Below are 21,969 nucleotides of genomic sequence, written 5' to 3' on the forward strand. Positions count from 1 at the left end.
GGGTTCAGCGAAAGCTGAAAACCTGAGACAGTATTTTTTAAAATCACGAAACCTATCACCCTGCCCAAACGGTTACACTTGGATATAACAGGATAAAACGATGCGGAACAGGAGTGTGGACTACCTTGTATTTAACCATGCTGTATGCGGGCGCGTTTTCAATGCTCATCAGTGCCGGAATCGGATTTGCTGTCCGTCTGTTCCTTCAAAAGTTCTTTAAGTCCGGCATGCTTCCGCTGGTATCAGGAGGCGCCATGACATTGCTTCTCAGCTATCTCATCATGTCTTTCTTCAAATTCGGTTTCTATTCTGCAACGATGGCAGGGGTGGCGCTCCTGGTCTATGCCCTGTTCCTCGGCCTTTGGAATGATAGAACCGGCTCTATTACACGACGGGCAGGCATGACTTTATCCGTCTTGTTTGTCGCTGCCTTGATCTACCTATCCGCGATCTCCAGCCAACCAGGGGTTGACCAGACCTACTTGTTGCCGCTGGGTTTTAAAGGGTGCGTCTTGATCAACTATGAGGTGGAAGGCGCCCCGCCATTGAAAGTTGAAGACAATGACAATGAAATCGTCTATCATGTCCCCGATGGCGGAATCATCAATACTTCCTCTCCGATGGAATTCGGCTGGGTAAGCAATGAAAACTCAGGCCCATTACAATTAAGAGCATTTTTCGTGGATGAAGTCGGAAATAAAGTGCAGGAACTTCCACGAGAGAACATCCTTTTCGGGGCCAATGGTTCTATACAGGAAGAAGGCAAGCCAGAGCGGACCTACTATTTTCAACTATTTGGTTCCAAGGAAGTTGAAACAGAGGGATGCCCGGCGGTTGAAAGTTCTGGAGAATCGCCCTGGTGACAGTAGCATCAGCCTCAAGACAAGATCATGCGATATGAAAAAGCGGTCCTCACATAGGAGTCACTTCATCAATTCAGATCCCCCTTGCCTTCCAACTGGTATTTCCGGACAAAAGACGCGAATCGAGTCATCCATTCATGATCAGGAAGCATTCGGAGATTTCAGATATAATGGACATTAGACGACCACCAAATCCTTCGTAGCAAAGGAGAAACTCCCTCATGTCCAACCAGCAAGCCATCCTGACTGCCATCCAAGAGGTTATCCGTACCAACGGACCCATCTGCCATCTGGACGATATCTATACATACGTCCGCAACCATGAACCGGCCATCCGGCACTATCAGGATGAGGAAGCCATCATCCGGAACATCATTTACCGCCATTCGAGCGACTGTGAAATCTTCAGGGGCACATTCAGATGGGACAGCTACGACCTTTTCTATGCCCCTAAGGGAATCGGGTCCGGCCTCTGGAGCATTTGGCCGGATGAACTGCCGCTCCGCCTGCTGGTTGAAATCCTCAAGCATCGCGGTGGACTTGCCACAGTTGAGGAAATCAGACAGCACCTAATGCTCGACTATCCGAGGCTTTACGTACCGGGTAAGGACACCTCGAATGAAATCAGGGAAACGTTGCTCCGAAATTCTACGTATCATCCCAATTCCAAAAATCCGCTCTTTTTCTACTCAAGCATTGTGGATGCATGGGGAATAAGACCAGAAATTGACTAAAAGCGGACATCCGAGTATTCTGGACGCCCGCTTTATCTGGTCTTTCGCTCAAAATACTCATGCAGCCGATAAGTCGTAATCTGTTCGGTCCAGTGATGAAGAAGAGCGGATTGTTCTGCGTTAGACAGTGGCAGCTGGATCGAGAAGTGATTGTCCTCGAACAAAACCTTTCCTGCCTTCTCGCTTCCGCTCCACTTGGTCATTGGCATCTTGGCTATAAGATCCGCAGTTCTTTTCTCATCATATTCAATCAGACGTTTGCCTGTTTTATCACTAAGATCAGCCCTTTTCCGGTATTCCTTCGTGGTGAGATACCGCTGAAAGAACGGCGCAACTTCCTCAGGCGTGACGGGATCTGTCCAATGTTTAGAACCTCTTGAAAGCATATAGAGTAAAACGACCATTTTATAGCTCTTGTTCATACCGGTTTTCTCGACTTCGATGAACCAGTCCTTAAACGTCTCCCAGACTCGGAGTTCCTCTTCTCTCAACTCTCCAGCATAGGCCAGCATACCGAAATAGCTTCCAAATTCCTGCTTCACGGACCTGGAGTCGGCGTCTGCCTGCAAGTGAAACTCCAGGTAGTCCGGGCGGCGGCCGAATTCTCGTTTCAGTTCATAATAGGCTGCAATAAGCGCGTCCTTTCGGGGTGCGCGTTTTTGTGCCATTTCCTTTAAGAGGTTGATGACCTGAAGGTCCAAATTGAACTCACAGACTTCCGGCACGGCCGGTTCTGCAAAGCGTCCCCGCTTTTCCCCATACTCGCCTGTTTCATCGAAGACTTCGAGCTTCACGTCTGCATTCCGGTAGTTGCCGATAAAGTCGATGATGACACAGTGCGACTTGCCGTCAGCCAGCCGAAGCCCGCGGCCGATCTGCTGAGTATAGACGGTGAGCGACTCGGTCGGACGGATGAACAGTAGTGTATCTACTCTCGGGATGTCGACACCTTCATTGAACAAGTCAACGGTAAAGACAGCTTCCAACTCGCCAGCTTCAAGCCGAGCGGTCGCTTTCCGCCGTTCTTCTCTTGGTGTCTGCCCGTGCAGCACCATCGAGCGAATTCCCTTTTTACGAAAGAAGTCGTTCATGAAAGTGGCCTGGCGGACAGACGAGCAGAACACTATCGTCCGGGTCTCCCTGTGCTCCATGTATCCTTCGTAGATCTTTTGAGCAAAGTCTTCCCGAAGCTGAACGGTGAGCAGTTCCTCTTCGTCATAACGGGTTCCCCGCCAGGTAATCTGCGAGTAGTCGGTGTCGTCATAGACACCGTAATACCGGAACGGAGCAAGCCAACCCCGCTCGATCGCCTCCAGGAAGTGAATTGAGATGGCGACATTCCCGCCGCAGATTGCATAAACATCCTTGTTGTCCATCCTGTCCGGCGTGGCGGTGATGCCAAGCAGGAACTCCGGATTGAAGTAGTCAAGAACGCGTTCATATGTAGGTGCCGCGGCATGGTGAAACTCATCGACGACAATCAGATCAAAGTCATCCGGGTTGAACCGCTCCATGTTATGGAGGCTGCCGAGTGTGTAGACGGAAGCAAAGACAAAGTCAGTTTCCGTTTCTTTTTCAGCAGCATTAAAGAAACCGGTGGTCTTTTCCGGATGAACATGCAGAAAGGATCGTTGTGCCTGCCGGAGAATTTCTTCGCGGTGTGCGATAAAGAGAACCCTCTTGAACTTCCGTGCAAAAAAGGCCGCAAGGTACGTCTTGCCAAGCCCGGTTGCGAGCACGACCATCGCCCGATCGTATTCCTCTTCTATCGTTGCTTCAAGTGCGTCCAATGCCATCTGCTGAGCAGGACGGGGCTGCAGTGGTTCGGCTGAGGCTGGCTTTGTTTCATAGCCAACACCAGTTTCTGCGATTTCCTGCGATTCCCCCGGCCCGAGCATCATCTCGGTCTCTTCTTCCGCTGACCAGGCTGCGCTGAATGGCCGCTGAAGATTGGCTTCCCGGTGATTCTCCTTGTACTCAGCAAGGGTTTCTAAATTTAGCGGGACGGTAGATTCATCATAAAACAGCTTCATGAACTGATCTTCCGCCTCTTCGAACGCCTGGTCATCTGCTAGTGACGGAGCAAGCAGATTCCACTCGACTCCTGAAGTCAGCGCGGACTTCGACAGATTCGATGAGCCGACGATGAGATGATGGTTTTCCTCTCTGCCGCGAAACAGGTAGGCCTTTGGGTGAAAGCTTGCCCCGCCGCTCTTCCATATCCTGATTTCGGCTTCTGGAAGTTCTTTAAGCAACAGTTCCAATGCATCTGGTTGAGTGATATACAGATAGTCCCCCGTCAGCAGCTTGATCGAAGTGCCTCTCTCCAGAGATGCCCTCAATAACGGCAGCACCTTCTGAACGCCCGACTTCATCGTGAAGGCGGTCATCCAGTGGATCTCCCTTGCATCACCCGACAGTTTTTCAAGATGCCGGATAAGCTCGGACGTGATGAGTTGCAGCTTAGTCATCCACTACCTCATTCAGATAAACCTTCTCATCAAACGCGCCCCGCTTTTTGGCTTTTTCCTCACGGATCATGTCCAGTTGGTGCGGTGTGGCGCCGTGTGCGGCGGCAGTTGCGTAGATGAGCTCGAGCATGTCGGCGAGTTCTTCGACAGCTGCGACGGCGTTTTCAGCCGCTAGATATTCCTCGTATTCTTCACCGATTTTTTTCCTGAGTTCTTGCATGTATTCATCATCGTTCAGAATTCTAGTCTTTGGTTCCTTACCTGCAAGTTTGATGATTTCCGGAATCCGGTCACGTACGAGTTTGTTGTGGATGGGCATGGTTCATTGTCCTCCTCTTTGAACTGCTTTGTCTCTTTCTATTATAAATGTTTTCCAGTTCAGGGGGCGGGATGTGCTCATGTATCGCGGTTTAGCAAAGAAAAAACCGCCGGGGTTCCCAGCGGTTTTTTGGAATGACACCTTCCTTCTAACTTTATTACCAGATCCTCATTGCATCTTCTCTTAATCCAGATTGCCTTTGTTCAATTGTGGAAACATCCCAGTCCTCATAGTTCAACAATTGCCTTGTGATAGATATCTCGCTATCTTTGTACATTTGTTTCTTCGTGCTAAACCCTTTGTTTTGTATTTTCTTGTTATATTCTTTGCCCAATAAAGTCAGGTTCCCTAATTTCCATAGATTTTCTTGGTGAGTTTCTTCTTCAATAGACCACTCATCACTCAGATTAACTGGCATGATATGCTCAATATGCACATTTTCCGAGGTGGAAATAATGGTCTCACCACTCGAATATAAGGAATTAATTTTAGAGAAGATATAACGTATAATTGGTTTGTTTTTGATTACTAGCCGTTCCATGTAAGAAGAAAATTCTTCATCAGATATCTTCTCTTTGTTAATCCTATTAACAATGTCTGTGACTCCTAATTCATCATTTGCTATTCCTCTTGCCCAACCGGCAAACAGTACTTCATACTTATTTGCAACGTTGCTGGCGATGATGATATTTCTAAAGATAAGGATTTCAATTTGGCCAAGAACTTTCAACATATGTTCCTCATCCCAATCCTTGTTATACATCGCTAATACAATAGGATAGTACGAGCTAGCACCAAACACCTTCAAATTCTTTATAGTCTCATTTAGTTTTTCACTATTAAACACAGTTACGCCGTCTTTTTGGCTTATAGAATTGTAAACTGGTGCAAGTTTGTCCAAGTGGGTTACGATTTTTAAACTTTCTCCCGGGCTGTTGATTTGATTCTTCATACGTTTGTATAAGTTTTGGGTACGCACGAATTCTTCTCTTGAATTCCAATAGTAACGAATAAATCTCGTTGCATCGTTCCCATCTAAGTTATTAACCATGGACTCCCATTTTCTCTTCACAGTATCTATTTGAGCTTTGGATACTTTAAAAAGATGGTTCTTTAAGAGATCAGATGTCTCTAGGCCTCTTCCTCGTGCGTTTAGCGATTCAAAAATTATAAAAGCCTCTTCAAGTGATGTTGTTTCCACATACATAACCTTAAATCCATTTATGAAACTCTTATAATATTCGTTAATGATTAAGAAACTTTCATCAGGGTTTAGTCCTTCAATTTCGCTATTCAATTGGTTCAACAGATATTTGTATGACTTTTCAATTCTTTTTTGTGCTTTGGTCAAAGGTTGTACATCAGGCGCAACAGTACTTCTCGTTTGTACGAATGCTCTAAAGAACTCATTATCACTATTAGCAATTCTTAGTTGCAGCCTGTCGTTATTCGGACTCCAACGGCCGATATACTTGATTTTAATGTCTTCAACTATTTCCTGAGCTTCAAAACACCCTTGCTCGTCAAGGCTGTTACACACCTCACTAAGTGCACTTAAAAAGATAACTGAAGTAATGCTCCTTTGTTGCCCGTCAATAATAAACTTCTTGCTTGTTTTTTCTTCTTTTTCATCCTGAACAACAATCTGACCAAAGAAATGCTCCTCTTCGTTGTACTCTCTAAGTGTCTTGAGATCATTCCAAAAGTCTTCAACTTGAGATTCTTCCCAAGAATATTCTCTTTGGTAATCCGGTATATAATATGTATTATCCTGCAAAAAAGATCCTATTGATTTAAAAGCATAATTTTGTATAGCCATTGTTAAAGTCCTCCTTCTTTTAGAATATTGGTACCTTAATTGTATATCATTAAATCTAGACATTAAATATTTATAGCTTTTGATGGTTAATCCCACTTATCTCCAACCATTTAAAAAACCGCCGGGTTTTGGCGGTTTTTTCATAGTCCTATTCAGTTGAAAGTCAGATCATTGAATTCCAAAGTCCCTTGCGAAGACCATATTAGTGTCGACCAGGACCCCTTCTGCGTTTTCATCGAGGTGGAAGACGCGTGCGCCACGGAGGCGGTCGTTTTCCTCGCCGCCGAGGCCGTAAGAGCCAAATCCGGCGCTTCCTGCATAGCCGAGTTTGATGCCGTAGTAGTCGCCGACGTAGGTGTTGATGTGGTCATGGCCGGAGAAGACGCCTTGTACGTCGCCGCGCTCCAGCATGGCGGCGAACATGCCGCTGTTGAATGGTCCGGTGCAGACGCATTCGTTCTTCTCACCGACGAGGTTGTGTTTCTCCACTGCTTTCTGATTGCTTTCATCTGTCCGATCGGATGGGCTGGCATACCACATATACTCAAACTCCGGAAGCGGAATATGCATGAATGCGAGTGACGGAACTTTGTGTCCGGTTGTCTGCTCCAGCTTTTCTGAAGTCTTGTAGTACCACTGAACCTGGTCGTGGCGGAGCCAGTCCCATGTCTGGTAGCCTTTGAAGTCCTGTTCTTCGATCTGTTCCGGTGCATAGCGGCCGCTGTCGAACAGCCAGACGTTGAATGCCGTCTCCGTGTTCTTGGCGTTCTTGATTTCGATCGATGCGTTGCCGGTTCCAGTGACATCGTTAGGGCCCGGCTTGTTTACGTTGTGTTCATACGACATGTAGACATCCAGCATATCCGCTTCGGTCATGCCGGTCTTCGGCGTGTGGTCTTCATCGTGGTTGCCGAATGTTACGGCCCAGTGGACACCGCGGTCTTCCATCGGTCTCGCCATGTTTTCAATGGCCTGCTTGACCTCTTCTTCCGTGTCGATGTCCGCATTCATCATGTCCCCGTTCAGGATGGCCAGATCCGGCTCTTCCGCATCCAGCACCGTTTCCATCAGTTCGATTGTCCGGGGATCGATCTCCTCGTCATCCTGAATATCGTTGAACTGAACAATCTTATAGTTGCCGTCAGCGTTGAACTGCAGTTTCTTGTTCTCGTTCGTCTTCCCCTCGACCGAAGGGTTGATGAAACTTGTCGTCATCAATACGAATGCACAGGCAATGGCGATAATGCCGGCCAGCGATTTCCACTTCATGATCAATCCCTCTTTCCTATGTATGTAGTGTTAGACAGGCTTGGTACCCATTTCACCTACCCTCCATGATTTGGCATTTCTTCTCGCTCTAGTGTAGGTAAGCTGTGTTGATAGATTGTTAACTGGGTATAAACTTTTGTTAAACATCTGATCTGTGGAGAAGATTGGCTTAAACCGGAATAAGAAAAACCGCCGAAGCTCTCCGGCGGTTTGATAACGGTTGTTATTTCGCATTCTCATCCGTCTGATGAATCCCGAAGAGGTTGCCTTCCGGGTCGGTGTAGTAGCCCTGCCAGGCCATTCCGGGGAGGGCGTGTTTTGCGAGGGCGACGGTGCCGCCGTTTGCGAGAATCTTCTCTTCCGTGGAGTCGTAGTCCTCGATGCCGAGCGTGCAGGCGAATCCGTTGAGGGGCTGGCCAGCAGACGGCGGCGGTCCTTGGCGCTGCATGAGTGCGCCGTTGATGCCCATTTCGTCCTTGTCCCCGGTCACGGCACCGAAGTACGGCATGCCGGCGTATTCGCTCCAGTCCTCGAACGTCCATCCAAATACCTCTCCGTAAAACGTCTTAGCCCGCACCATGTCGTCAACGTGGATTTCAAAGTGAATCGGTCTGCCCATTTTTCATTCCCCTTCCTAGTCCTGTTTGGATTCCAAGTGTTCCTTCAGTGAGTCCAGGTCTTTGGCACAGGCCTTGCCGAAGGTCGAGACCATCATCCTGACGAACAGCTTCGTGAGGCCGGTAAGTCCCCGGATCTCGCCGTTTAATGTGACAGTGGAGGCATCGCCGGATTCCTCAACGGTGTACGTGAAGCGGTATTCCCCCTTATCCGATGCGCCTTTTGTTCCGTCTACGCGGAGCCTGATCTTCTCAGGCGCTTTGAGTTCCACGACCTCGAAATGTTCAGACGCCTCTCTTCCGTACATCTTCCTCGTCTCAATCCAGCTGCTGCCTTCCTGCATCGGGCCCGTGTCCTGACGCTCCATCCGGACGAGTCCCTGCATCCAATGTTCCGCGGCCTCCAGGTCCAGCAGCGCGGCATACAGCCGCTCCTTCGGCACACGGACTTCCCGCTGCACTTCGAACTGAATACTCAATGCTGTCCCTCCTCGGACCAGTCCCCACTTCTTACATGGGTTTATGTTCGACTTCGGATGGATGATGCCCTTTCGATGTGAGCAATTTTAAATAAGAAGGAATTCTGCTTTCCTATCCAGAATTTCATCCACAGTCTTCCTATTAAGGGGTGAACGATCAATGATCAGTAAAGTCGGCCAGATCATGCTGTATGTCAATGACCAGGACGAGTCCGTGAAATTCTGGACGGAGCAATTGGGGTTTGCCGTGATCGCGGAGGAGAACATTCAGCAGGGGGTGCGATGGATTGAAATCGCGCCAACCAAAGACGCGGAAACGAGCATCATCCTTCACGACAAGGAGTTCGTTGCAAAAATGTCACCCGGCTTGAACTTGGGCACACCTTCCCTCATGTTCTTTACGGACAATTTCGATCAACTGCACCGTGATCTGAAGGAGAAAACGACCGTCGGGGAAATCGTCGAGATGCCATCGGGCAGAGTCTTTAACTTTTCCGACTTTGAAGACAACTACTTTGCGGTGATGGAGAAGAAATAATCCAAAGAAAAGGAAGTCCCTCCGAAACGCCTGACAATCAGGCCGCTCGAAGAGACTTCCTTTTTTAGTTTCTATCAGAAAAAGATCAGCAGCAGAATCCCGGCGATGAAGCAATAGTATGTAAAGTACACGAGCTTCCCGCTTTTCATGACGCCCATGAACCACTTCAGTGCAAAGTAGGTCATGAACAGGGTGGCGACAAATGCGGCAAGGTAAGGGATCATCAGGTCCGCTTTGTTCGGTTCATCCATAAAATCACCTACGCCCAGTACGAGGCCACCGAGACTCACGGGGATGTAGAGCATGAACGAGAACCGGAGTGCGGTTTCCTGCTTCATGCCGACGGCGATCGAGGTGATGATTGTCGCACCCGAACGGCTGATTCCCGGTGTCAGTGCCACGGCCTGACCGAAGCCGACCGCGATTGCGTCCTTTACTGTGAGGTCGCTTTCGCCTTTGGTCCCTTTCATATTGCGGATCAGCCACAGGGCGATCCCCGTAATGAACAGCATGATGGCGATTGTCGTCATGCTGACGTTTTCCGCGATATAGTCGCTCAGCAAAAAGCCGAGGGTCCCTGCCGGAATCGTCCCGATGACGATAAAGCAGACAAAGCGGAAGTCACTCTTGTATCGGTCATTTTTCGTCTTCAGATACTGCAATGAGTTGACCGCAAGCCGAACTATGTCCTGCCGGTAGATAAACAGGATTGCAAGCAGCGATGCGGTATTGGTCAGGATCGCAAATGTGAATCCCTGTTCCCCCAGCCCGAGCAGTTCGCTTGCCACCATGACATGCCCGCTGGACGATACCGGAATCGGTTCGGTAAAGCCCTGGACGAGCCCGATCACAATCATTTTGATAATGAGAATTAAATCTGTTTCCATGTTGTCCTCCTTGTAAAGCCTCTTCCCATTTTATACAACATGGCCGGAGGATGAAACTACGAAAAGCCTTCGGCATCCGAAGGCTTTTCTTTTACGCACTATTCACTTCTAGACTTCTCAGTAAAACGAGACTTCGACTTCGCCGAGCTTTCCGAAGGTGGCCTTGAACCGGTCTCCGGGCTATTGCGCCACCGGTTCATAGAGGGAATGGGTGGCCACCCGACTCTCCCACTCGATGGCGATTTCCTGTTGGTCGATCTGTTTCAGCAAGCACTGCTTCATGAATGAGATGGTCTGCTCTTCACTGTCCACATAGATCTGGGAGTCGTGCCACGCGCTCCCCGTGCCGATCCGGACGTTATAGATGCCGCTCTGGGGCAGCATGTAATACTCCTTGAGAGACAGGCAGTCTCCTGATACTTCGGCGCGGGTCGTGTAGCATCTGCCGAGCAGTTGCTTCACTTCTGCAATCCGTCCGCCCAGGATCGCTGCACGGATGCGGGTCGAGCTGATCTTCTCGCGGCGGTACTGGACTTCCTCCACCTTGGACACTCCGATCCGGCCGCCCGAATCTGCATGCAGGCGGTCAATCGTTCCTTCTCCCTTGAAGCCGTAGGAAAAGTCATAGCCGGCGACTGCGTGGTCCGTGCCGAACGTCAGGAGGTACTGTTCCACATAAGCCTCAGGGCTCAGCGATGCAAAGGCTTTTGTGAACGTGACAATATAAAACCGGTCGACGCCCATCTCTTCCAGCAGCCTAGCCTTTTCCTCCAGCGGAATCAGGTAGTCCACCTTGACCTTGCCGCCGGACAGCACCGTCTTCGGATGAGGAAAGAAGCTCATCACATCCAGCGGAACGCCCGCCCGCTCCGCCTCACGCCTCGCCGTTTCGATGACTTTCTGATGCCCTTTGTGCACGCCGTCGAAAAAGCCGAGCGCGATAACGTTTCGTCTGGCTTTTTCCTGCCAGTCCGCGAGATTGCCATCGTTCAGGACGATGATTTCCATACCACTCACCCCTTCCTTACTGGACGGCTTCTGCGAATTCTTCCAGTCGGCGGTACTTGCCGCAGTTGAAGATGAGCGGATCCCCGTCCACCAGCGTCATGTCATTCACTTTGCCGATAAAGAGCACATGGTCCCCTTCTGTGTGCTCGTTGTAGACTTCGCACGACAGCTGGCAAAGCGCGTCCTTCACGACCGGCGTGTCCCCGAGTCGCTCGAATTCGAACTTCTCTTCGGTCGTTTTCTGGCCGGCGAAGATCATGGACACCTCCTGCTGTTCACAGGAAAGGACGTTCACCGAGAACTTTCCGCTTTGGCGGATCCGCTCCAGCATTTTGGCCTGATGGCCGATCGAAATCACGATCAGCTTTGGATCGAGTGACACGGACATGAACGCGTTGGCGGTCATGCCGAACGCTTCCCCATCCGTCTCCGTCGCAATCACATTGACTCCAGTGGCGAATTTCCCCATTGCATTTCTGAACTGACGATCATCCATGACGATCCCCTCCTTGAGTTGGTCAGAACCTATAAGACTAAATACTCAACATTTTAAATATACAGACAACCGATTGTAAAAAAATATTCCCCGGACTATAATCATGTAACCGCTACCAAATACTCCGATAGATTAAGGACTCTGAATAGATTACATATACCCTACCACTTTAGAACGTCGTCGGTTACCTATGATAAGTACCAATTCGGACGGATATTTCGTATGAAACACACGAATTCCTTCGAAAGTTGCCAGTCAGAGCGTTCAGATCAAAGGAGTGGATCGATTGAAAATGATGGCGAACAAAGCGAGACTTCGTGATGTGTTTGAGCTACCCACGGATCAGACGATGAAGATTTTCCATGACAGGCTGATCAGCATTCCCGTGACGGCGCTGTCCGCCCTGAAGCGGGAACTGGTCGCAAGCATCGGGGAAGATCGGGCAAAAGGCGTGTTTATCCGGTACGGCTGGCACACGGGTGTGAGCGAGGGCGAAAAGGTCAGGAACTTCGAGTGGAAGGACGAAACGGAACTCGTCGAAGCCGGCCCCAAGTTCCACGTCATCCACGGTTATCTGGATGAGGTCATCGTGGACGACATCCGGTTCGATGAAGCCGGCCATGTTGAGTACGTAAAGGCGCTCTGGTCCAAGTCGTACGAGGCGGATGAATACAAGCAGACGAAGCAACTGAGCGATGAGCCCGTATGCCACACGCTGTGCGGATACGCGAGCGGCTACCTGTCCACCGCCCTGCAGAAACCGATTCTCGTGAAAGAAACGAAGTGCGAGGCGATGGGACACGAGCGCTGCGAGATCGTCTGCATGCCCGTCGAGAAATGGGATGAAGAGGACCGGAACGAATACCGTTATTACCAATCTTCAAGCATGATCAAGGAACTGGACGAGGTCACGGCCAAGCTGAAAACGGAACGGGACTACCTGACGAAGGCCAATGATATCCACAAACAGCTGATCAAGGAGCTTCTGTCCAAGCAGGAACTCCATAAGATCACGGAACTGCTTTACGGGACGACCGGGCTGCCGACATTCATCGAGGACGAAAAGCACCGGGTCATTTCCCGCTCCGGTGACATCGAACTCAACCTGGACCTGAAGGCGCTCGGTACGGACACAACCTGCTTCACGCAGCTTTCCCACGGCAGGGGAATTCTCAGGACCCCCATCCTCTTTGAAAACGAGATCAAGGGGTTCTGCTCGTTCGTCTACCAAAACGGCGAGGAGCCCACTGAACTGGAGCGCATGATCATCGACCAGGCGTCACTCACCTCCTCCATCATCCTGATGAACGAGAACATCAAGCTGCAGACGGAACAGAACATCAGGCGGAGCTTTCTGAACGATATCCTGGATGAAAAGATGGACAAGGAGGAGCTGTATCAGGTTGCGCGTTACCTGGAGCTGGACCTGGAGTCGGACTACTGGATGCTGACGCTCGAACGGAACATCGACGAAACCGACTTGAGAACGGAAGTGGAAATCAGCGAAAAGCTCCTCCGCCACCTGAACCTGTTCCTCAAGGAGCGGGGCATTACTGCCATCGTCTCCCACCGCTCCGGGAACATCCTCATTGTCATTGACTACTCCAGCTGCCTGAACTGCTTTGCCGACCGGACGACCTTCATCAACAAACTGCTGAAACACTGCGAAAAGCGGTTCAAGGGCGAGAGCTTTTACGTCGGCGCAAGCTCCGTGGCGGACAGCCTCGAGGAGCTCCCTGTCCTGTACAGCGAGACACTGACGGCTTTGAATGCGAAAAGCGACGACAAGTGGATCTTGTACTACGAGGAACTGGGGGTGGAAAGCATCCTCTTCCAGATCTCCAACGAAAAGACACTGGATCGATTCGTCGACAACCAGCTCGGCACGCTGCTGGAGGAAGACAAAAGCCTGGAGCTGATCACCACGCTCCGCGACTATATCGAAAACGGCATGAACATCAATGCCACCGCCAAAGCCATCTCCATGTCGATCAGCGGCCTGCGCTATCGTCTCGGCAAAATCAGCGAACTGCTTGATGTGGAACTCGACGACACCAAACGGCTGTTTTCCGTCTACATGGCGCTGAACGTGCTGAAAGCGAAAGGAAAAATCTGAAATATGAAAGCCTGCCGATCACGAGGGTCGGCAGGCTTTTGGCTACGGGAACAAGTCTGCTGCAAAGAAGAGATTCACCAATATCCCCTGCAAAATTGAGTGAGATTAAAAACCATTCATTCCGAGCATAAACATCGCAAGAATGATTAAATATCCTGCCGGAAGCACAATCAAGATAGCGGCTGATACTTTCCGCCAAAAACCTCTTTCGCTATACCAAGAAGCCAGAACCGCTGCCGAGTATCCAATCAAAATAATAAAGACCCATGAGGCCCCGATATCTTTCCCGACAAGCGATTGTAAAATGATAAAAGTAACAACCAAAATGGCTATAGATAAGATACCCAAGTATTTCCTCATTGCAGTTCCCCCTTCGCCCCGGACTCCAGGATCTTATTGTTTAGATTTCTCTTCTTTTTTCCACTTTCTATATGAATGAACCATGTCACCAATAACAAGTAGAGTGGCTATGAGTGGAAACCACACTCTGAGAAATACATTATCGAAATCTCGATGGGCTTCCGCAGCGGCAACAACCCAGTAAAGAAATGCTAGAGCTAAAGCGCCACCCCAAATCGTACGAATGAACTTTCCCTTGGCATCCAGTTCCCGATAGCCAATCTTAATATCTTTCTTCATACCAACACCCCCATTATCTCTTGCCTTTTAGCTCCAAAAGAACCGGTGCGATATTCAGCAAGATCGAAACGATGGTCAGTACCCATAATGCCCTTTCCATACCAGGCACGACATCCATCAGAGCTGCCCAATCTTCTGCGTTTACCCATTCGGATACCAGGCTGTATTCTGCACATAGCGTTAATGCCGTGAACGATAATCCCGCCGCCATGGCAAGCTTATAGTCTTTACCTGCTTGATACAGATAAAGATTTGTAAACGTTGCGGCTATCGCAACAACCCCTACTATGATCCACATGGCTACATCCCCATTTTTTAATATATACGCCTCCATATGCTGGAAGACACCCTGGAAATCCGGACGTTCGGACTTGCTCTTAAGTTTCCTATTTCAATTTTATGTACTACTTTGAGTTAACGTCCAACAACGATTGTGTTAACATTACTTTAGAATTTGGGGGAAAGAGGGGTCAGAGTGTTGACTAAAACAGGGATTGCCTTCATCGGCAGCTTGCTGATTACTTTTGCAGGAATGCTTCGTTTGCTCACTGAATCGCTTTCAGCAACAACATTATTCGTGGCTTGTTTATTTGTAGTAACCGGATTGATCGGGATCATTTCCAATGGCGTCAAGTTAATGAAGCCTGATCGTGCGCACGAATCATAACTTTTAAATTGTAGACAAGGCGAGGTCTTCCCTCCCTGTCTACAGTTTTTTCATTTGTACGGTCTACATCTTTATAAGTCCTTTTGATACAAAGAATGTCCGTCATTCTCACCCACTTTATGAAAACCATTGGATAGATAAAAATCGTTTAATTTTAAGTTCTCTCCTACACAATCCAATCTTAGGATGCGTTTCCCCTGATTCTTCAGATCAGTTTCCAACCATTTGAGAACAACCTTACCCAAGCCAGAACCGATTTCAGAACGTTTTAAGGCTAATCGATGAAGGTAGATGGCTTCATCATTTAACTTTCCCCAAGTATGTTGATCCCACCAACTTTGTTCTTGACACAATGTAAAGGTACCCACAACCTCTCGATCCCTTCTGACGATGAAGGTTTCTTTTCTCTGGATCGCTTGTCTGATTTCTTCGTCTTCCCCTCCGCCAGCCAGGAACCCCCATTGGTCAACCTTCTGTTCCTGAAGCCATTTCGCAACATCTTTCAATAGACCTATGATTTGGTCTGATTTTCTACTGGTTGCCAGAGAGACTTCATAACCGTTTAAAATAGAGCTTTTCATTTTCTTCACCCCCATTATCAGTTTGTAAAGAGATCATAAGCGCATTAAAAGCCACCCCATTTGTACTTTTAATGAGATGGCTACCTGGATGTCTTATCAAGTTTATAATGATTGGATCATTTGGTCGTTTATGAAAGCTTTTATAAAAAATCGTTCATGATCGTTAGGCTCCCTATTGTGTTTTGCCTTAAAGGACTCTAACGAATCTTTCAGTGAAGTGGACGTTACAACTTCGCTTGCTGTTGTTAACTCTTCCCAATAGATATTCATTTCCTTTAAATCGCATATAGATTCATGGCCAAGCAGGAACGCTTCCGCATCATATTTTTGAATGTCTTTAATCATGAGCATTAGCATGGATTGGTTGTAGTGAAATAAGGAATCCGTAGTGGTTCCATAAGCACCATCACCCAAAAACACAACCTTTTCATCGGGGATATAAATGATTGTGGAGTCATCTGTATGCGTACTATTCATCCTATCCAGGATGCAAACCTTATCCCCCAGATCAATCGTTAAGGTGCGTTCAAAGATGACGTCTGGAGATTTCAACTGAAAACTTTCCCTGTTCGGCACTTCAGTTTGTATGATCTTCATGCACATAGGACTCATCTGATGGGCATTCACATACTTCTGTAGTGAACGATCGTCAAAGGAAAAACGTTGCCACTCTTTAATGATGTCGTTTGTTTGATGATTCACGATGACCGTTGCATCAACAAATTCATTTATTCCCAGGATATGATCCCAATGTGCATGAGTAATGACCACATATTTAACAGGCGGGACATTTAAGTTCTCAACTTCCAATAAAAAGTCCTGGGCATGCTGAGGAGAATTCCCAGAATCGATTACCAGACTACACCGGTTACCACATACCAATCCTAGTGTTGGCCGTTCCCGATCATCTTCATGAGGTAAATAATAAATGGCATCACTATATCTATTTAACATGTTGAATTTCCTCTCTGATTTTACTCATTTCATGGAAGAGAAAATCTACATGTACATTGTCAGACTTTCTCTATTATTATTTCTTCACCATTGGATTGTACCTCCTTGTCGCTTTGGATAAGTTCAACAAATAGAACGTTGTTAGATTTTCATCTTAGCTTTATAATCCAAGTCTGGCACCTACTTCTGCATACTCTATATCTTTTCTTTCTGCATTCCAATTACCCCCTGTTTGTCCGTCCCATATCGCTCCTGTTTCAACGAAACCGACAGACGCAAACAACTTTCGGACGGCTTCGTTTACCATCCAATATGATGTAGCAACTGCATCAGCTTTTCCTTGTGGAAACGACTTTATGTAATCAATTACTTTCATCATTGCTTGTTTGCCAAATCCTTTGCCTTGATGCTTTTTATCAATCATAAATCGATTAAGTCCATAAGTAGATTTATCTCCATATTTTTCACGTAAAAGTGAACCTTCCACCAGTTCGTAAAATCCAATATCGACATATCCTATGACTTCATCATTGTTGCATATAGCGAAGATCATAGGAGGTTTTTCGTCGTTGAGTATCTTTACATAGGCTTTAGCCAAACAATATATGCTGGAATCCACATTTCCTTTCTGCTCGTCTGTTATGCTTAACTTCAACACTGCCTCAAAATTATCATGGGTAATCTTTCTTAATTCAATCATTTTTCTTCCCTACTTTCGAAAATATAGTTTTGTGATGTATAGCTAGTTTTAGTAGTCTTTAATGTATTTTTTCATTGTGCTGTATTGCTTGATGACGTGGCATCACGCTGTGTGTAGGAATCATAGAAATCGTAGACAGCGACACACTGAAAAAGAAAAATAAGACGCTGGAATCCCGAGATTTTATTGTTTAGATTCCTCTTCTTTTTTCCACTTTCTGTACAAATACACTAAATCAACAAGAACGACCAGAGTGGCTATGAGTGGCAGCCACACTTTCATAAACACAGTGTCAAAGATAGGTCGCTCTGACGGAAGCGAAATCGCCCAGTACAGAAACGCCAAAGCTAAAGGGTGGCCCCAAAGAGAGCGGATAAACTTCCCTCTCGCATCCAGCTCCCAATAGAAAATTTTGTACTCCTTCTTCAAGACATCGCCCCCCAAACAAATTTTACCACAATTCAAACAATTTTAATTTGAATTCCCATAAAACTGGATTGGAACATGGATAAATATGTTACGATTAACAGGCGGTTGGAAGCGGAAGGAGGAGGGGAATCGTGAGTGTCACGTTCTTGGTGATCAACTTAGTCGCCGTGTTTCTCGTATCGGCCATGATGGCATATATATTTAGAGGATCGGAAAAAGTGGATCAAGGCCCAGAGTTCTTTTATGCGAAATTAACCTACAGAAGGAAAATGATCCGAACCCTGACCCTCCTTCCGATCTTCATTCTGTTCATGATTGCGGCTTATTATTTTTTCGAATGGAGAGAGGAACCCAGTACACACTTTGGACTTTTCCTCCTTACCCTCCCGTTGATTCAGTTTTTCTACGAATATTATATGTGGAGGAAACATGAATACGAAAAGAAATCATGATCTCATCAGGCATAGGCTTCTCCAACTTTTAAGGGGGAATGATGTTGTCTGATCAAAAGAAGAGACTTTTTAACATTGGCTATTTAGTCTACCTAATCGGGCTGGTCATTGCCTATTTCACCGTTGACCCAAGAAATATCTACGCACCCTTATTCATCCTGACCCTCCTGTTTGGCGCGTTTAATGTGTATCTGTTTTTCAGGAAAGAAAGAGACTAAATTTTATTTATGTCCTACAAAAGACTGCTATTTTGCCGACTTTTTTGCTTCTACTGGTATCCTCTTACTAGTCCTTGATTTGGGGTTATGCCAGCGCCATGAAGGCGTCACTCATCGTGACGAGTTGGAAAACAAGAAAAGTGCTGACGTTGAAAAGAAGTGCATTTTAAAAGAACCCAAATACGGGTTCTTTTTCGTTGATCGGTTTCAGTTAATTCGTTCCACACCTGTTTTTTCTTTATCCGACCAGGAGTAGAGAATCTGCGTTCCATCCTTAAGGTTCACCGCAATATCGTAGTTGAATGGAGGAGTGCCTGCCTTGGACTCAAGAACGATAAATTCCTCGATATCTTCGTCTCGGATTGAATCGTCCGCTCCTACCTCATGCACGACCGCATTCATAAGTTTTCCCTGTTCTATCGCAATCTGTTCGGACTGATTGTTGTAGTGTTGAGCAACACCGACTCCACCGATTGCCAGCAATAATCCTGTGAAGCCGACCATCAGATAGGATTTCTTCACCATCACGCCACCTCCACCCTGAATATTGAAAGCCGGTACAGTTCAGACCGGCTTTCCTTTTAAAAACCCTTTGGATCAAAATTATAGATTAGCTGCCAACAGAAGTCATACTGTTCTTCTTTCACGGATTCTCTAACTGGCCCTCCTCTCCTGAAGGATTACCTATTTACTATAAGCAGGTTTGGTCTCCTTTAGATGTTGCAAAGAGCTGATCTCCCCCAAAAGAGGACTCTATATTGTTGGTATCGAATGATTTTAATATCAACTAACAAAGGTGGTCTAAAATGTGAATAGGGTTTGTGTGATCAGTATCTACGTTCCAGATTTAAACCAAGCAATTGACTTCTACACCAATACTTTAGGCTTTGAAGTGAACAGGCGGTATGGCCCTAAAATTGCATCGCTGATACACGGACAGATTCCCATCATTTTAGAAGAGAATGATCAGACCACCCATAATCAAAATATAAAAACCTCGAGAGTTGTATTAGGTTTGCAAACAGAAAACATTTTTGAAACGGTTAATGCCTTAAAAGAAAAAGATGTAACATTCATAGTAGAAGAACCCACAGATTGTCCTCCAGGGAAATACATTAGTTTCAGTGATCCCTTCGGGAATATTTTAGAATACCTCCAGTTTAGAAATACGGAGCAAGCCAAAGTTCAACAAGAGATTTAACAAAGGCTCCGGCCTAAGCAAGAGAGTCCCACTCCTCTGCCGGCCTAACCTGAGGCTGAAATGACTAGTTGAAACGGAGGCCAATTTTGTTGTGTGGAAACAGATAGAGTGTATCGCCATCTATACAGAGGACATTGAGAAGTCGATTGATTTCTACCAATCACTGGGCTTGACCAAGTCATGGGAAACTTATCAAGATGAACAAGAACAATGGCGTCTTGTAGGGATGACATTTCCTGATGGTAATTCAGAGCTGGTGTTAAAAAACAACCCTGATTTAAACTTTGCCGAAACCGAAATTGTCGTTGAGGATGTCAGGGAGACCTATAAAGCATTAAAAGAAAATCCTGAAGTTCATTGGATTCGCACCCCATTCCCCAACTCATTAGGAGGGCATGTGGCCGTAATGGAAGCCCCTGATCGAAATGTTTTTGTTTTAGTCGGTAAATAATACGGAAGAGCATCACGCCAGGGTCACTGTAATCACCATCTTTTCCGAAAAAAAGACTGCAGACAAGGAGGAAGCCCTCACTTTGTCTGCAGTCTTTATTGTTCCTTATTTACCGTTCACAAACGCCAGAATGTGATTAATGAACGGGTCGGTTTTCTCGATCTGCGTCCAGTGGCCGCACTCGTTGAAGAGGTGGAGTTCGGCGTGAGGCAACAGTTGCACGAGTTTGTAGCTGGTGTCTTCGAACAGGATGACCTGATCGTTCAGCCCGTGGAACAGCAAAGTCTCGGTCTTGATGTTCTTGAGGTCCTCATCCGAGAGTGCGAGCTCATCCACCCGCTGTTGCTGATTCTCATAGAACATGGCGTGGAAGGCTTCTTTTGTTTCCGGCTCCATGCTCGCTTCATAGCGCAGCCGGACGAGTTCTTCGTTCTTTGCCGCGGCCTCGTCATAGGAGAACAGTTCGATCAGATGGCGCATATTTTCGATGCTCGGGTCATATCCCCATACTTTGCTGAGGCCGTAGGAGAGCTTGTGCTTCACCCCCACGGAGCCCATCAGGATCAGTTTTTTGACGAGGTCCGGGCGTCTGTGGGCGATATGAAGCGCCATCGCCCCGCCGAATGAGTTCCCGACAAGATATACGGGACCGTCTGCCACTTCCTCGATAAACCCGATCAGGTGGTTGACCCAGTTATCGAGGGAATACTGGTCCTTCTCCAGCTTACCGGTTTTGCCGAATCCGACGACGTCAGGAGCGAAGACATGCAGGGATTCGCTTAAGCGGGGGATGACCAGCCGCCAGTTGGCATAGGCGGAGACCCCGGGGCCGGAGCCGTGAATGAGAATCATCGTTTCCGTACCCGAGCCCGCTTTGAGATAGTTCGTCTCGATGCCATTGACCTTCATGCGTTTTTCAGTTGCTTTCAGTTCATCAGTTTTGACCAACGAGAACATCCTCCTTCTGCTTTTGTTGCTATGGTTAGTCCACGTTCCTTAGAATTGTGCCTCTTTTAAACCGTTTAGGCGCGGATGTCTTCCGTTTCCTCCTCGATCGGTGCCTGTCCTGCCATGGCCGCCACTTTCTCTTCGCGTACAGGTGTCCCATAGCGGAAGAAGTCAGCAGGCAGCTCTGACGCACCGTGCCAGATGATGGCTTTCTGGAGGTCTTCGCCTTTCCACTCGACTGTTTTCCAGTCAGGGTCGAAGATGAGATAGCCAGCATCGCCGAACAGTTCCACCCGGTTGCCGCCCGGTTCACAGACGTAGAGGCAGGAAGCTTGGGAGACGCCGTGCTTGAGAGGGCCCACTTCGATCTCGAATCCGCGTTCGATGAGCAGGTCTGAGACGTCCGTCAGCGACTGCGGATAGCCGTACCAGTAGCAGATGTGGTGGAGGCGGCCTTTTTCGCCGAGCGCATCCCCCATCACCGCGATGTCATGTGCGAGGTTTGTGACACTCGTCCATGCCGCGATGTCGTTATTGTCTTCATCGAGGATCCGCTCGTTGACTTTGAAGCCGAGCAGCGCTTCCAGGAATTCAACGGTTTCGCGCGGGTTGCTGGCCAGCAGGTTGATGTGGTCCAGCCGGCGGACCGGCACGCCGATGTTCGGGCGGCGCTGCGGACGGTTCAAGAGCTTTGTCTTCTCTTCTTCAGGCGCTTCATAGTATTCCACTTCATAGAAGATCTCCATAAGGTGGCCGTCCGGCGACTTGAACTGGTAGGCCGGCCCGTGGCCGATGTCCCCGTCAATCCAGCCGATGCCATATCCCTTCTCTTCGAGTTCCTTCACCCGGCGCTCCAGCGCATTCGGTGAAGTCGCACGTAAGGACAGGTGGCCAAGGCCTGCTTCGTGGTGGTCCGTGATCTTCAGCGTGTTGTGGTAGTGATCCTCGTAGGCACGCATGTAGACGGACTTCCCTTCGCGCGCCGCCACGCTCATCCCGAGAATCTCTCTGAAGAACACCACGGACTCCTCGATTTTCGGGCTGTAGATCTCCAGGTGCGCCAGTTGCGCGACATCAAACAATGGTTCTTCTCGCTTCATGTGAACTCCCCCT

At 47.9% G+C, this 21,969-nt stretch carries 27 protein-coding genes; 8 read left to right on the top strand and 19 right to left on the bottom strand.

The features are described from left to right. The first annotated feature begins 125 nt into the window (after positions 1–125). Together AV656_RS11665 and AV656_RS11670 are read left to right on the top strand one after the other, a co-directional pair. Positions 126–863 carry a DUF6843 domain-containing protein gene (locus AV656_RS11665; RefSeq protein WP_156484857.1) on the top strand — a complete coding sequence of 246 codons (738 nt, stop codon included), beginning with the start codon at positions 126–128 and terminating at the stop codon, positions 861–863. A 221-nt stretch (positions 864–1,084) separates the two neighbouring features. Further along, a complete protein-coding gene (locus AV656_RS11670) occupies positions 1,085–1,597 on the top strand; it encodes a hypothetical protein (RefSeq protein ID WP_063182154.1) in 513 nt (170 codons plus the stop codon). Positions 1,598–1,629: 32 nt separating this feature from the next. On the opposite strand, the gene AV656_RS11675 is transcribed toward AV656_RS11670, so the two are convergent. From AV656_RS11675 to AV656_RS11700, 6 genes are all read right to left on the bottom strand, one after another. Next, complete coding sequence (locus tag AV656_RS11675; RefSeq protein WP_063182156.1) at positions 1,630–4,068, bottom strand: DEAD/DEAH box helicase family protein; 2,439 nt, start codon at positions 4,066–4,068, stop codon at positions 1,630–1,632. After that, the gene (locus AV656_RS11680; RefSeq protein ID WP_063182159.1) at positions 4,061–4,387 is read right to left on the bottom strand and encodes a nucleoside triphosphate pyrophosphohydrolase; all 327 of its coding nucleotides are present in this window, start codon (positions 4,385–4,387) and stop codon (positions 4,061–4,063) included. Before AV656_RS11680 ends, AV656_RS11675 begins: the two co-directional genes overlap by 8 nt. A 157-nt stretch (positions 4,388–4,544) precedes the next feature. Continuing rightward, positions 4,545–6,206, bottom strand: a complete 1,662-nt coding sequence (locus tag AV656_RS11685; RefSeq protein WP_063182162.1) for a DUF262 domain-containing protein — start codon at positions 6,204–6,206, stop codon at positions 4,545–4,547. A 168-nt stretch (positions 6,207–6,374) separates the two neighbouring features. Further along, positions 6,375–7,475 carry a metallophosphoesterase family protein gene (locus AV656_RS11690; protein ID WP_063182164.1) on the bottom strand — a complete coding sequence of 367 codons (1,101 nt, stop codon included), beginning with the start codon at positions 7,473–7,475 and terminating at the stop codon, positions 6,375–6,377. Positions 7,476–7,698: 223 nt separating this feature from the next. Then, positions 7,699–8,094: a VOC family protein gene (locus AV656_RS11695; RefSeq protein ID WP_063182166.1), complete on the bottom strand. Its 396-nt coding sequence runs from the start codon at positions 8,092–8,094 to the stop codon at positions 7,699–7,701. A gap of 15 nt (positions 8,095–8,109) precedes the next feature. Continuing rightward, positions 8,110–8,571 carry an SRPBCC family protein gene (locus AV656_RS11700; RefSeq protein WP_063182168.1) on the bottom strand — a complete coding sequence of 154 codons (462 nt, stop codon included), beginning with the start codon at positions 8,569–8,571 and terminating at the stop codon, positions 8,110–8,112. Positions 8,572–8,731: 160 nt separating this feature from the next. Between AV656_RS11700 and AV656_RS11705 the strand changes: the two genes are divergently transcribed. Further along, a complete protein-coding gene (locus tag AV656_RS11705; protein WP_063182170.1) occupies positions 8,732–9,109 on the top strand; it encodes a VOC family protein in 378 nt (125 codons plus the stop codon). A 74-nt stretch (positions 9,110–9,183) separates the two neighbouring features. Here the strand turns inward: AV656_RS11705 and AV656_RS11710 are convergent, their stop codons facing one another. From AV656_RS11710 to AV656_RS11720, 3 genes are all read right to left on the bottom strand, one after another. Further along, positions 9,184–9,996 carry an undecaprenyl-diphosphate phosphatase gene (locus tag AV656_RS11710; protein ID WP_063182172.1) on the bottom strand — a complete coding sequence of 271 codons (813 nt, stop codon included), beginning with the start codon at positions 9,994–9,996 and terminating at the stop codon, positions 9,184–9,186. A gap of 180 nt (positions 9,997–10,176) precedes the next feature. Beyond that, entirely contained in the window at positions 10,177–11,004 is an 828-nt protein-coding gene (locus AV656_RS11715; RefSeq protein WP_063182174.1) for an FAD synthetase family protein, read from the bottom strand. A gap of 16 nt (positions 11,005–11,020) precedes the next feature. Beyond that, positions 11,021–11,500: a flavin reductase family protein gene (locus tag AV656_RS11720; RefSeq protein WP_063182176.1), complete on the bottom strand. Its 480-nt coding sequence runs from the start codon at positions 11,498–11,500 to the stop codon at positions 11,021–11,023. 292 nt (positions 11,501–11,792) lie between these two features. Between AV656_RS11720 and AV656_RS11725 the strand changes: the two genes are divergently transcribed. Next, complete coding sequence (locus tag AV656_RS11725; RefSeq protein WP_231877297.1) at positions 11,793–13,616, top strand: XylR N-terminal domain-containing protein; 1,824 nt, start codon at positions 11,793–11,795, stop codon at positions 13,614–13,616. A gap of 105 nt (positions 13,617–13,721) precedes the next feature. Here AV656_RS11725 and AV656_RS11730 read toward each other — a convergent pair whose 3' ends face one another. From AV656_RS11730 to AV656_RS11740, 3 genes are read right to left on the bottom strand one after another with little or no spacing between them, the layout of a single operon-like run. Further along, positions 13,722–13,976 carry a hypothetical protein gene (locus tag AV656_RS11730; protein WP_063182180.1) on the bottom strand — a complete coding sequence of 85 codons (255 nt, stop codon included), beginning with the start codon at positions 13,974–13,976 and terminating at the stop codon, positions 13,722–13,724. Between the two features lie 33 nt (positions 13,977–14,009). Beyond that, positions 14,010–14,255: a hypothetical protein gene (locus AV656_RS11735; protein WP_063182182.1), complete on the bottom strand. Its 246-nt coding sequence runs from the start codon at positions 14,253–14,255 to the stop codon at positions 14,010–14,012. A 13-nt stretch (positions 14,256–14,268) separates the two neighbouring features. Next, positions 14,269–14,553, bottom strand: coding sequence for a hypothetical protein (locus tag AV656_RS11740; RefSeq protein ID WP_063182987.1), 285 nt, complete (start codon positions 14,551–14,553; stop codon positions 14,269–14,271). 177 nt (positions 14,554–14,730) lie between these two features. On the opposite strand from AV656_RS11740, the gene AV656_RS11745 reads away from it, so the two are divergent. Then, the gene (locus AV656_RS11745; RefSeq protein ID WP_082818728.1) at positions 14,731–14,922 is read left to right on the top strand and encodes a hypothetical protein; all 192 of its coding nucleotides are present in this window, start codon (positions 14,731–14,733) and stop codon (positions 14,920–14,922) included. A 71-nt stretch (positions 14,923–14,993) separates the two neighbouring features. Here the strand turns inward: AV656_RS11745 and AV656_RS11750 are convergent, their stop codons facing one another. The 4 genes from AV656_RS11750 to AV656_RS11765 form a co-directional block, all read right to left on the bottom strand. Further along, complete coding sequence (locus tag AV656_RS11750) at positions 14,994–15,503, bottom strand: GNAT family N-acetyltransferase (protein WP_063182186.1); 510 nt, start codon at positions 15,501–15,503, stop codon at positions 14,994–14,996. Between the two features lie 102 nt (positions 15,504–15,605). Then, positions 15,606–16,457, bottom strand: coding sequence for an MBL fold metallo-hydrolase (locus tag AV656_RS11755; protein ID WP_063182188.1), 852 nt, complete (start codon positions 16,455–16,457; stop codon positions 15,606–15,608). Between the two features lie 160 nt (positions 16,458–16,617). Beyond that, complete coding sequence (locus AV656_RS11760; RefSeq protein WP_063182190.1) at positions 16,618–17,157, bottom strand: GNAT family N-acetyltransferase; 540 nt, start codon at positions 17,155–17,157, stop codon at positions 16,618–16,620. A 183-nt stretch (positions 17,158–17,340) separates the two neighbouring features. Next, a complete protein-coding gene (locus AV656_RS11765; protein WP_063182192.1) occupies positions 17,341–17,586 on the bottom strand; it encodes a hypothetical protein in 246 nt (81 codons plus the stop codon). A 131-nt stretch (positions 17,587–17,717) separates the two neighbouring features. Between AV656_RS11765 and AV656_RS11770 the strand changes: the two genes are divergently transcribed. Next, positions 17,718–18,038, top strand: coding sequence for a hypothetical protein (locus tag AV656_RS11770; RefSeq protein ID WP_063182194.1), 321 nt, complete (start codon positions 17,718–17,720; stop codon positions 18,036–18,038). 425 nt (positions 18,039–18,463) lie between these two features. Here AV656_RS11770 and AV656_RS11775 read toward each other — a convergent pair whose 3' ends face one another. Then, positions 18,464–18,781 (bottom strand): hypothetical protein, encoded by a 318-nt coding sequence (locus AV656_RS11775; protein ID WP_063182196.1) that lies wholly within the window; start codon positions 18,779–18,781, stop codon positions 18,464–18,466. A 298-nt stretch (positions 18,782–19,079) separates the two neighbouring features. On the opposite strand from AV656_RS11775, the gene AV656_RS11780 reads away from it, so the two are divergent. Both AV656_RS11780 and AV656_RS11785 read left to right on the top strand, forming a co-directional pair. After that, the gene (locus AV656_RS11780) at positions 19,080–19,457 is read left to right on the top strand and encodes a VOC family protein (protein ID WP_231877277.1); all 378 of its coding nucleotides are present in this window, start codon (positions 19,080–19,082) and stop codon (positions 19,455–19,457) included. Between the two features lie 91 nt (positions 19,458–19,548). Continuing rightward, positions 19,549–19,908 carry a VOC family protein gene (locus AV656_RS11785; RefSeq protein WP_063182200.1) on the top strand — a complete coding sequence of 120 codons (360 nt, stop codon included), beginning with the start codon at positions 19,549–19,551 and terminating at the stop codon, positions 19,906–19,908. Between the two features lie 105 nt (positions 19,909–20,013). Here the strand turns inward: AV656_RS11785 and AV656_RS11790 are convergent, their stop codons facing one another. Beyond that, positions 20,014–20,856, bottom strand: coding sequence for an alpha/beta fold hydrolase (locus AV656_RS11790; protein WP_231877279.1), 843 nt, complete (start codon positions 20,854–20,856; stop codon positions 20,014–20,016). A 74-nt stretch (positions 20,857–20,930) separates the two neighbouring features. Continuing rightward, positions 20,931–21,956 carry a catechol 2,3-dioxygenase gene (locus tag AV656_RS11795; protein WP_063182202.1) on the bottom strand — a complete coding sequence of 342 codons (1,026 nt, stop codon included), beginning with the start codon at positions 21,954–21,956 and terminating at the stop codon, positions 20,931–20,933. Between the last annotated feature and the right edge of the window lie 13 nt (positions 21,957–21,969).

Origin of the sequence: Bhargavaea cecembensis (assembly GCF_001619585.1) — a bacterium.
Classification (GTDB): domain Bacteria; phylum Bacillota; class Bacilli; order Bacillales_A; family Planococcaceae; genus Bhargavaea; species Bhargavaea cecembensis_A.

What these genes read in the sequence shown, in the direction of transcription:
- AV656_RS11670 (WP_063182154.1), top strand. Translation starts at nt 1,085, where the DNA reads ATGTCCAACCAGCAAGCCATCCTGACTGCCATCCAAGAGGTTATCCGT.
- AV656_RS11675 (WP_063182156.1), bottom strand. Translation starts at nt 4,068, where the DNA reads ATGACTAAGCTGCAACTCATCACGTCCGAGCTTATCCGGCATCTTGAA.
- AV656_RS11680 (WP_063182159.1), bottom strand. Translation starts at nt 4,387, where the DNA reads ATGCCCATCCACAACAAACTCGTACGTGACCGGATTCCGGAAATCATC.
- AV656_RS11685 (WP_063182162.1), bottom strand. Translation starts at nt 6,206, where the DNA reads ATGGCTATACAAAATTATGCTTTTAAATCAATAGGATCTTTTTTGCAG.
- AV656_RS11690 (WP_063182164.1), bottom strand. Translation starts at nt 7,475, where the DNA reads ATGAAGTGGAAATCGCTGGCCGGCATTATCGCCATTGCCTGTGCATTC.
- AV656_RS11695 (WP_063182166.1), bottom strand. Translation starts at nt 8,094, where the DNA reads ATGGGCAGACCGATTCACTTTGAAATCCACGTTGACGACATGGTGCGG.
- AV656_RS11705 (WP_063182170.1), top strand. Translation starts at nt 8,732, where the DNA reads ATGATCAGTAAAGTCGGCCAGATCATGCTGTATGTCAATGACCAGGAC.
- AV656_RS11710 (WP_063182172.1), bottom strand. Translation starts at nt 9,996, where the DNA reads ATGGAAACAGATTTAATTCTCATTATCAAAATGATTGTGATCGGGCTC.
- AV656_RS11715 (WP_063182174.1), bottom strand. Translation starts at nt 11,004, where the DNA reads ATGGAAATCATCGTCCTGAACGATGGCAATCTCGCGGACTGGCAGGAA.
- AV656_RS11720 (WP_063182176.1), bottom strand. Translation starts at nt 11,500, where the DNA reads ATGGATGATCGTCAGTTCAGAAATGCAATGGGGAAATTCGCCACTGGA.
- AV656_RS11725 (WP_231877297.1), top strand. Translation starts at nt 11,793, where the DNA reads ATGATGGCGAACAAAGCGAGACTTCGTGATGTGTTTGAGCTACCCACG.
- AV656_RS11730 (WP_063182180.1), bottom strand. Translation starts at nt 13,976, where the DNA reads ATGAGGAAATACTTGGGTATCTTATCTATAGCCATTTTGGTTGTTACT.
- AV656_RS11735 (WP_063182182.1), bottom strand. Translation starts at nt 14,255, where the DNA reads ATGAAGAAAGATATTAAGATTGGCTATCGGGAACTGGATGCCAAGGGA.
- AV656_RS11740 (WP_063182987.1), bottom strand. Translation starts at nt 14,553, where the DNA reads ATGTGGATCATAGTAGGGGTTGTTGCGATAGCCGCAACGTTTACAAAT.
- AV656_RS11750 (WP_063182186.1), bottom strand. Translation starts at nt 15,503, where the DNA reads ATGAAAAGCTCTATTTTAAACGGTTATGAAGTCTCTCTGGCAACCAGT.
- AV656_RS11755 (WP_063182188.1), bottom strand. Translation starts at nt 16,457, where the DNA reads ATGTTAAATAGATATAGTGATGCCATTTATTATTTACCTCATGAAGAT.
- AV656_RS11760 (WP_063182190.1), bottom strand. Translation starts at nt 17,157, where the DNA reads ATGATTGAATTAAGAAAGATTACCCATGATAATTTTGAGGCAGTGTTG.
- AV656_RS11775 (WP_063182196.1), bottom strand. Translation starts at nt 18,781, where the DNA reads ATGGTGAAGAAATCCTATCTGATGGTCGGCTTCACAGGATTATTGCTG.
- AV656_RS11795 (WP_063182202.1), bottom strand. Translation starts at nt 21,956, where the DNA reads ATGAAGCGAGAAGAACCATTGTTTGATGTCGCGCAACTGGCGCACCTG.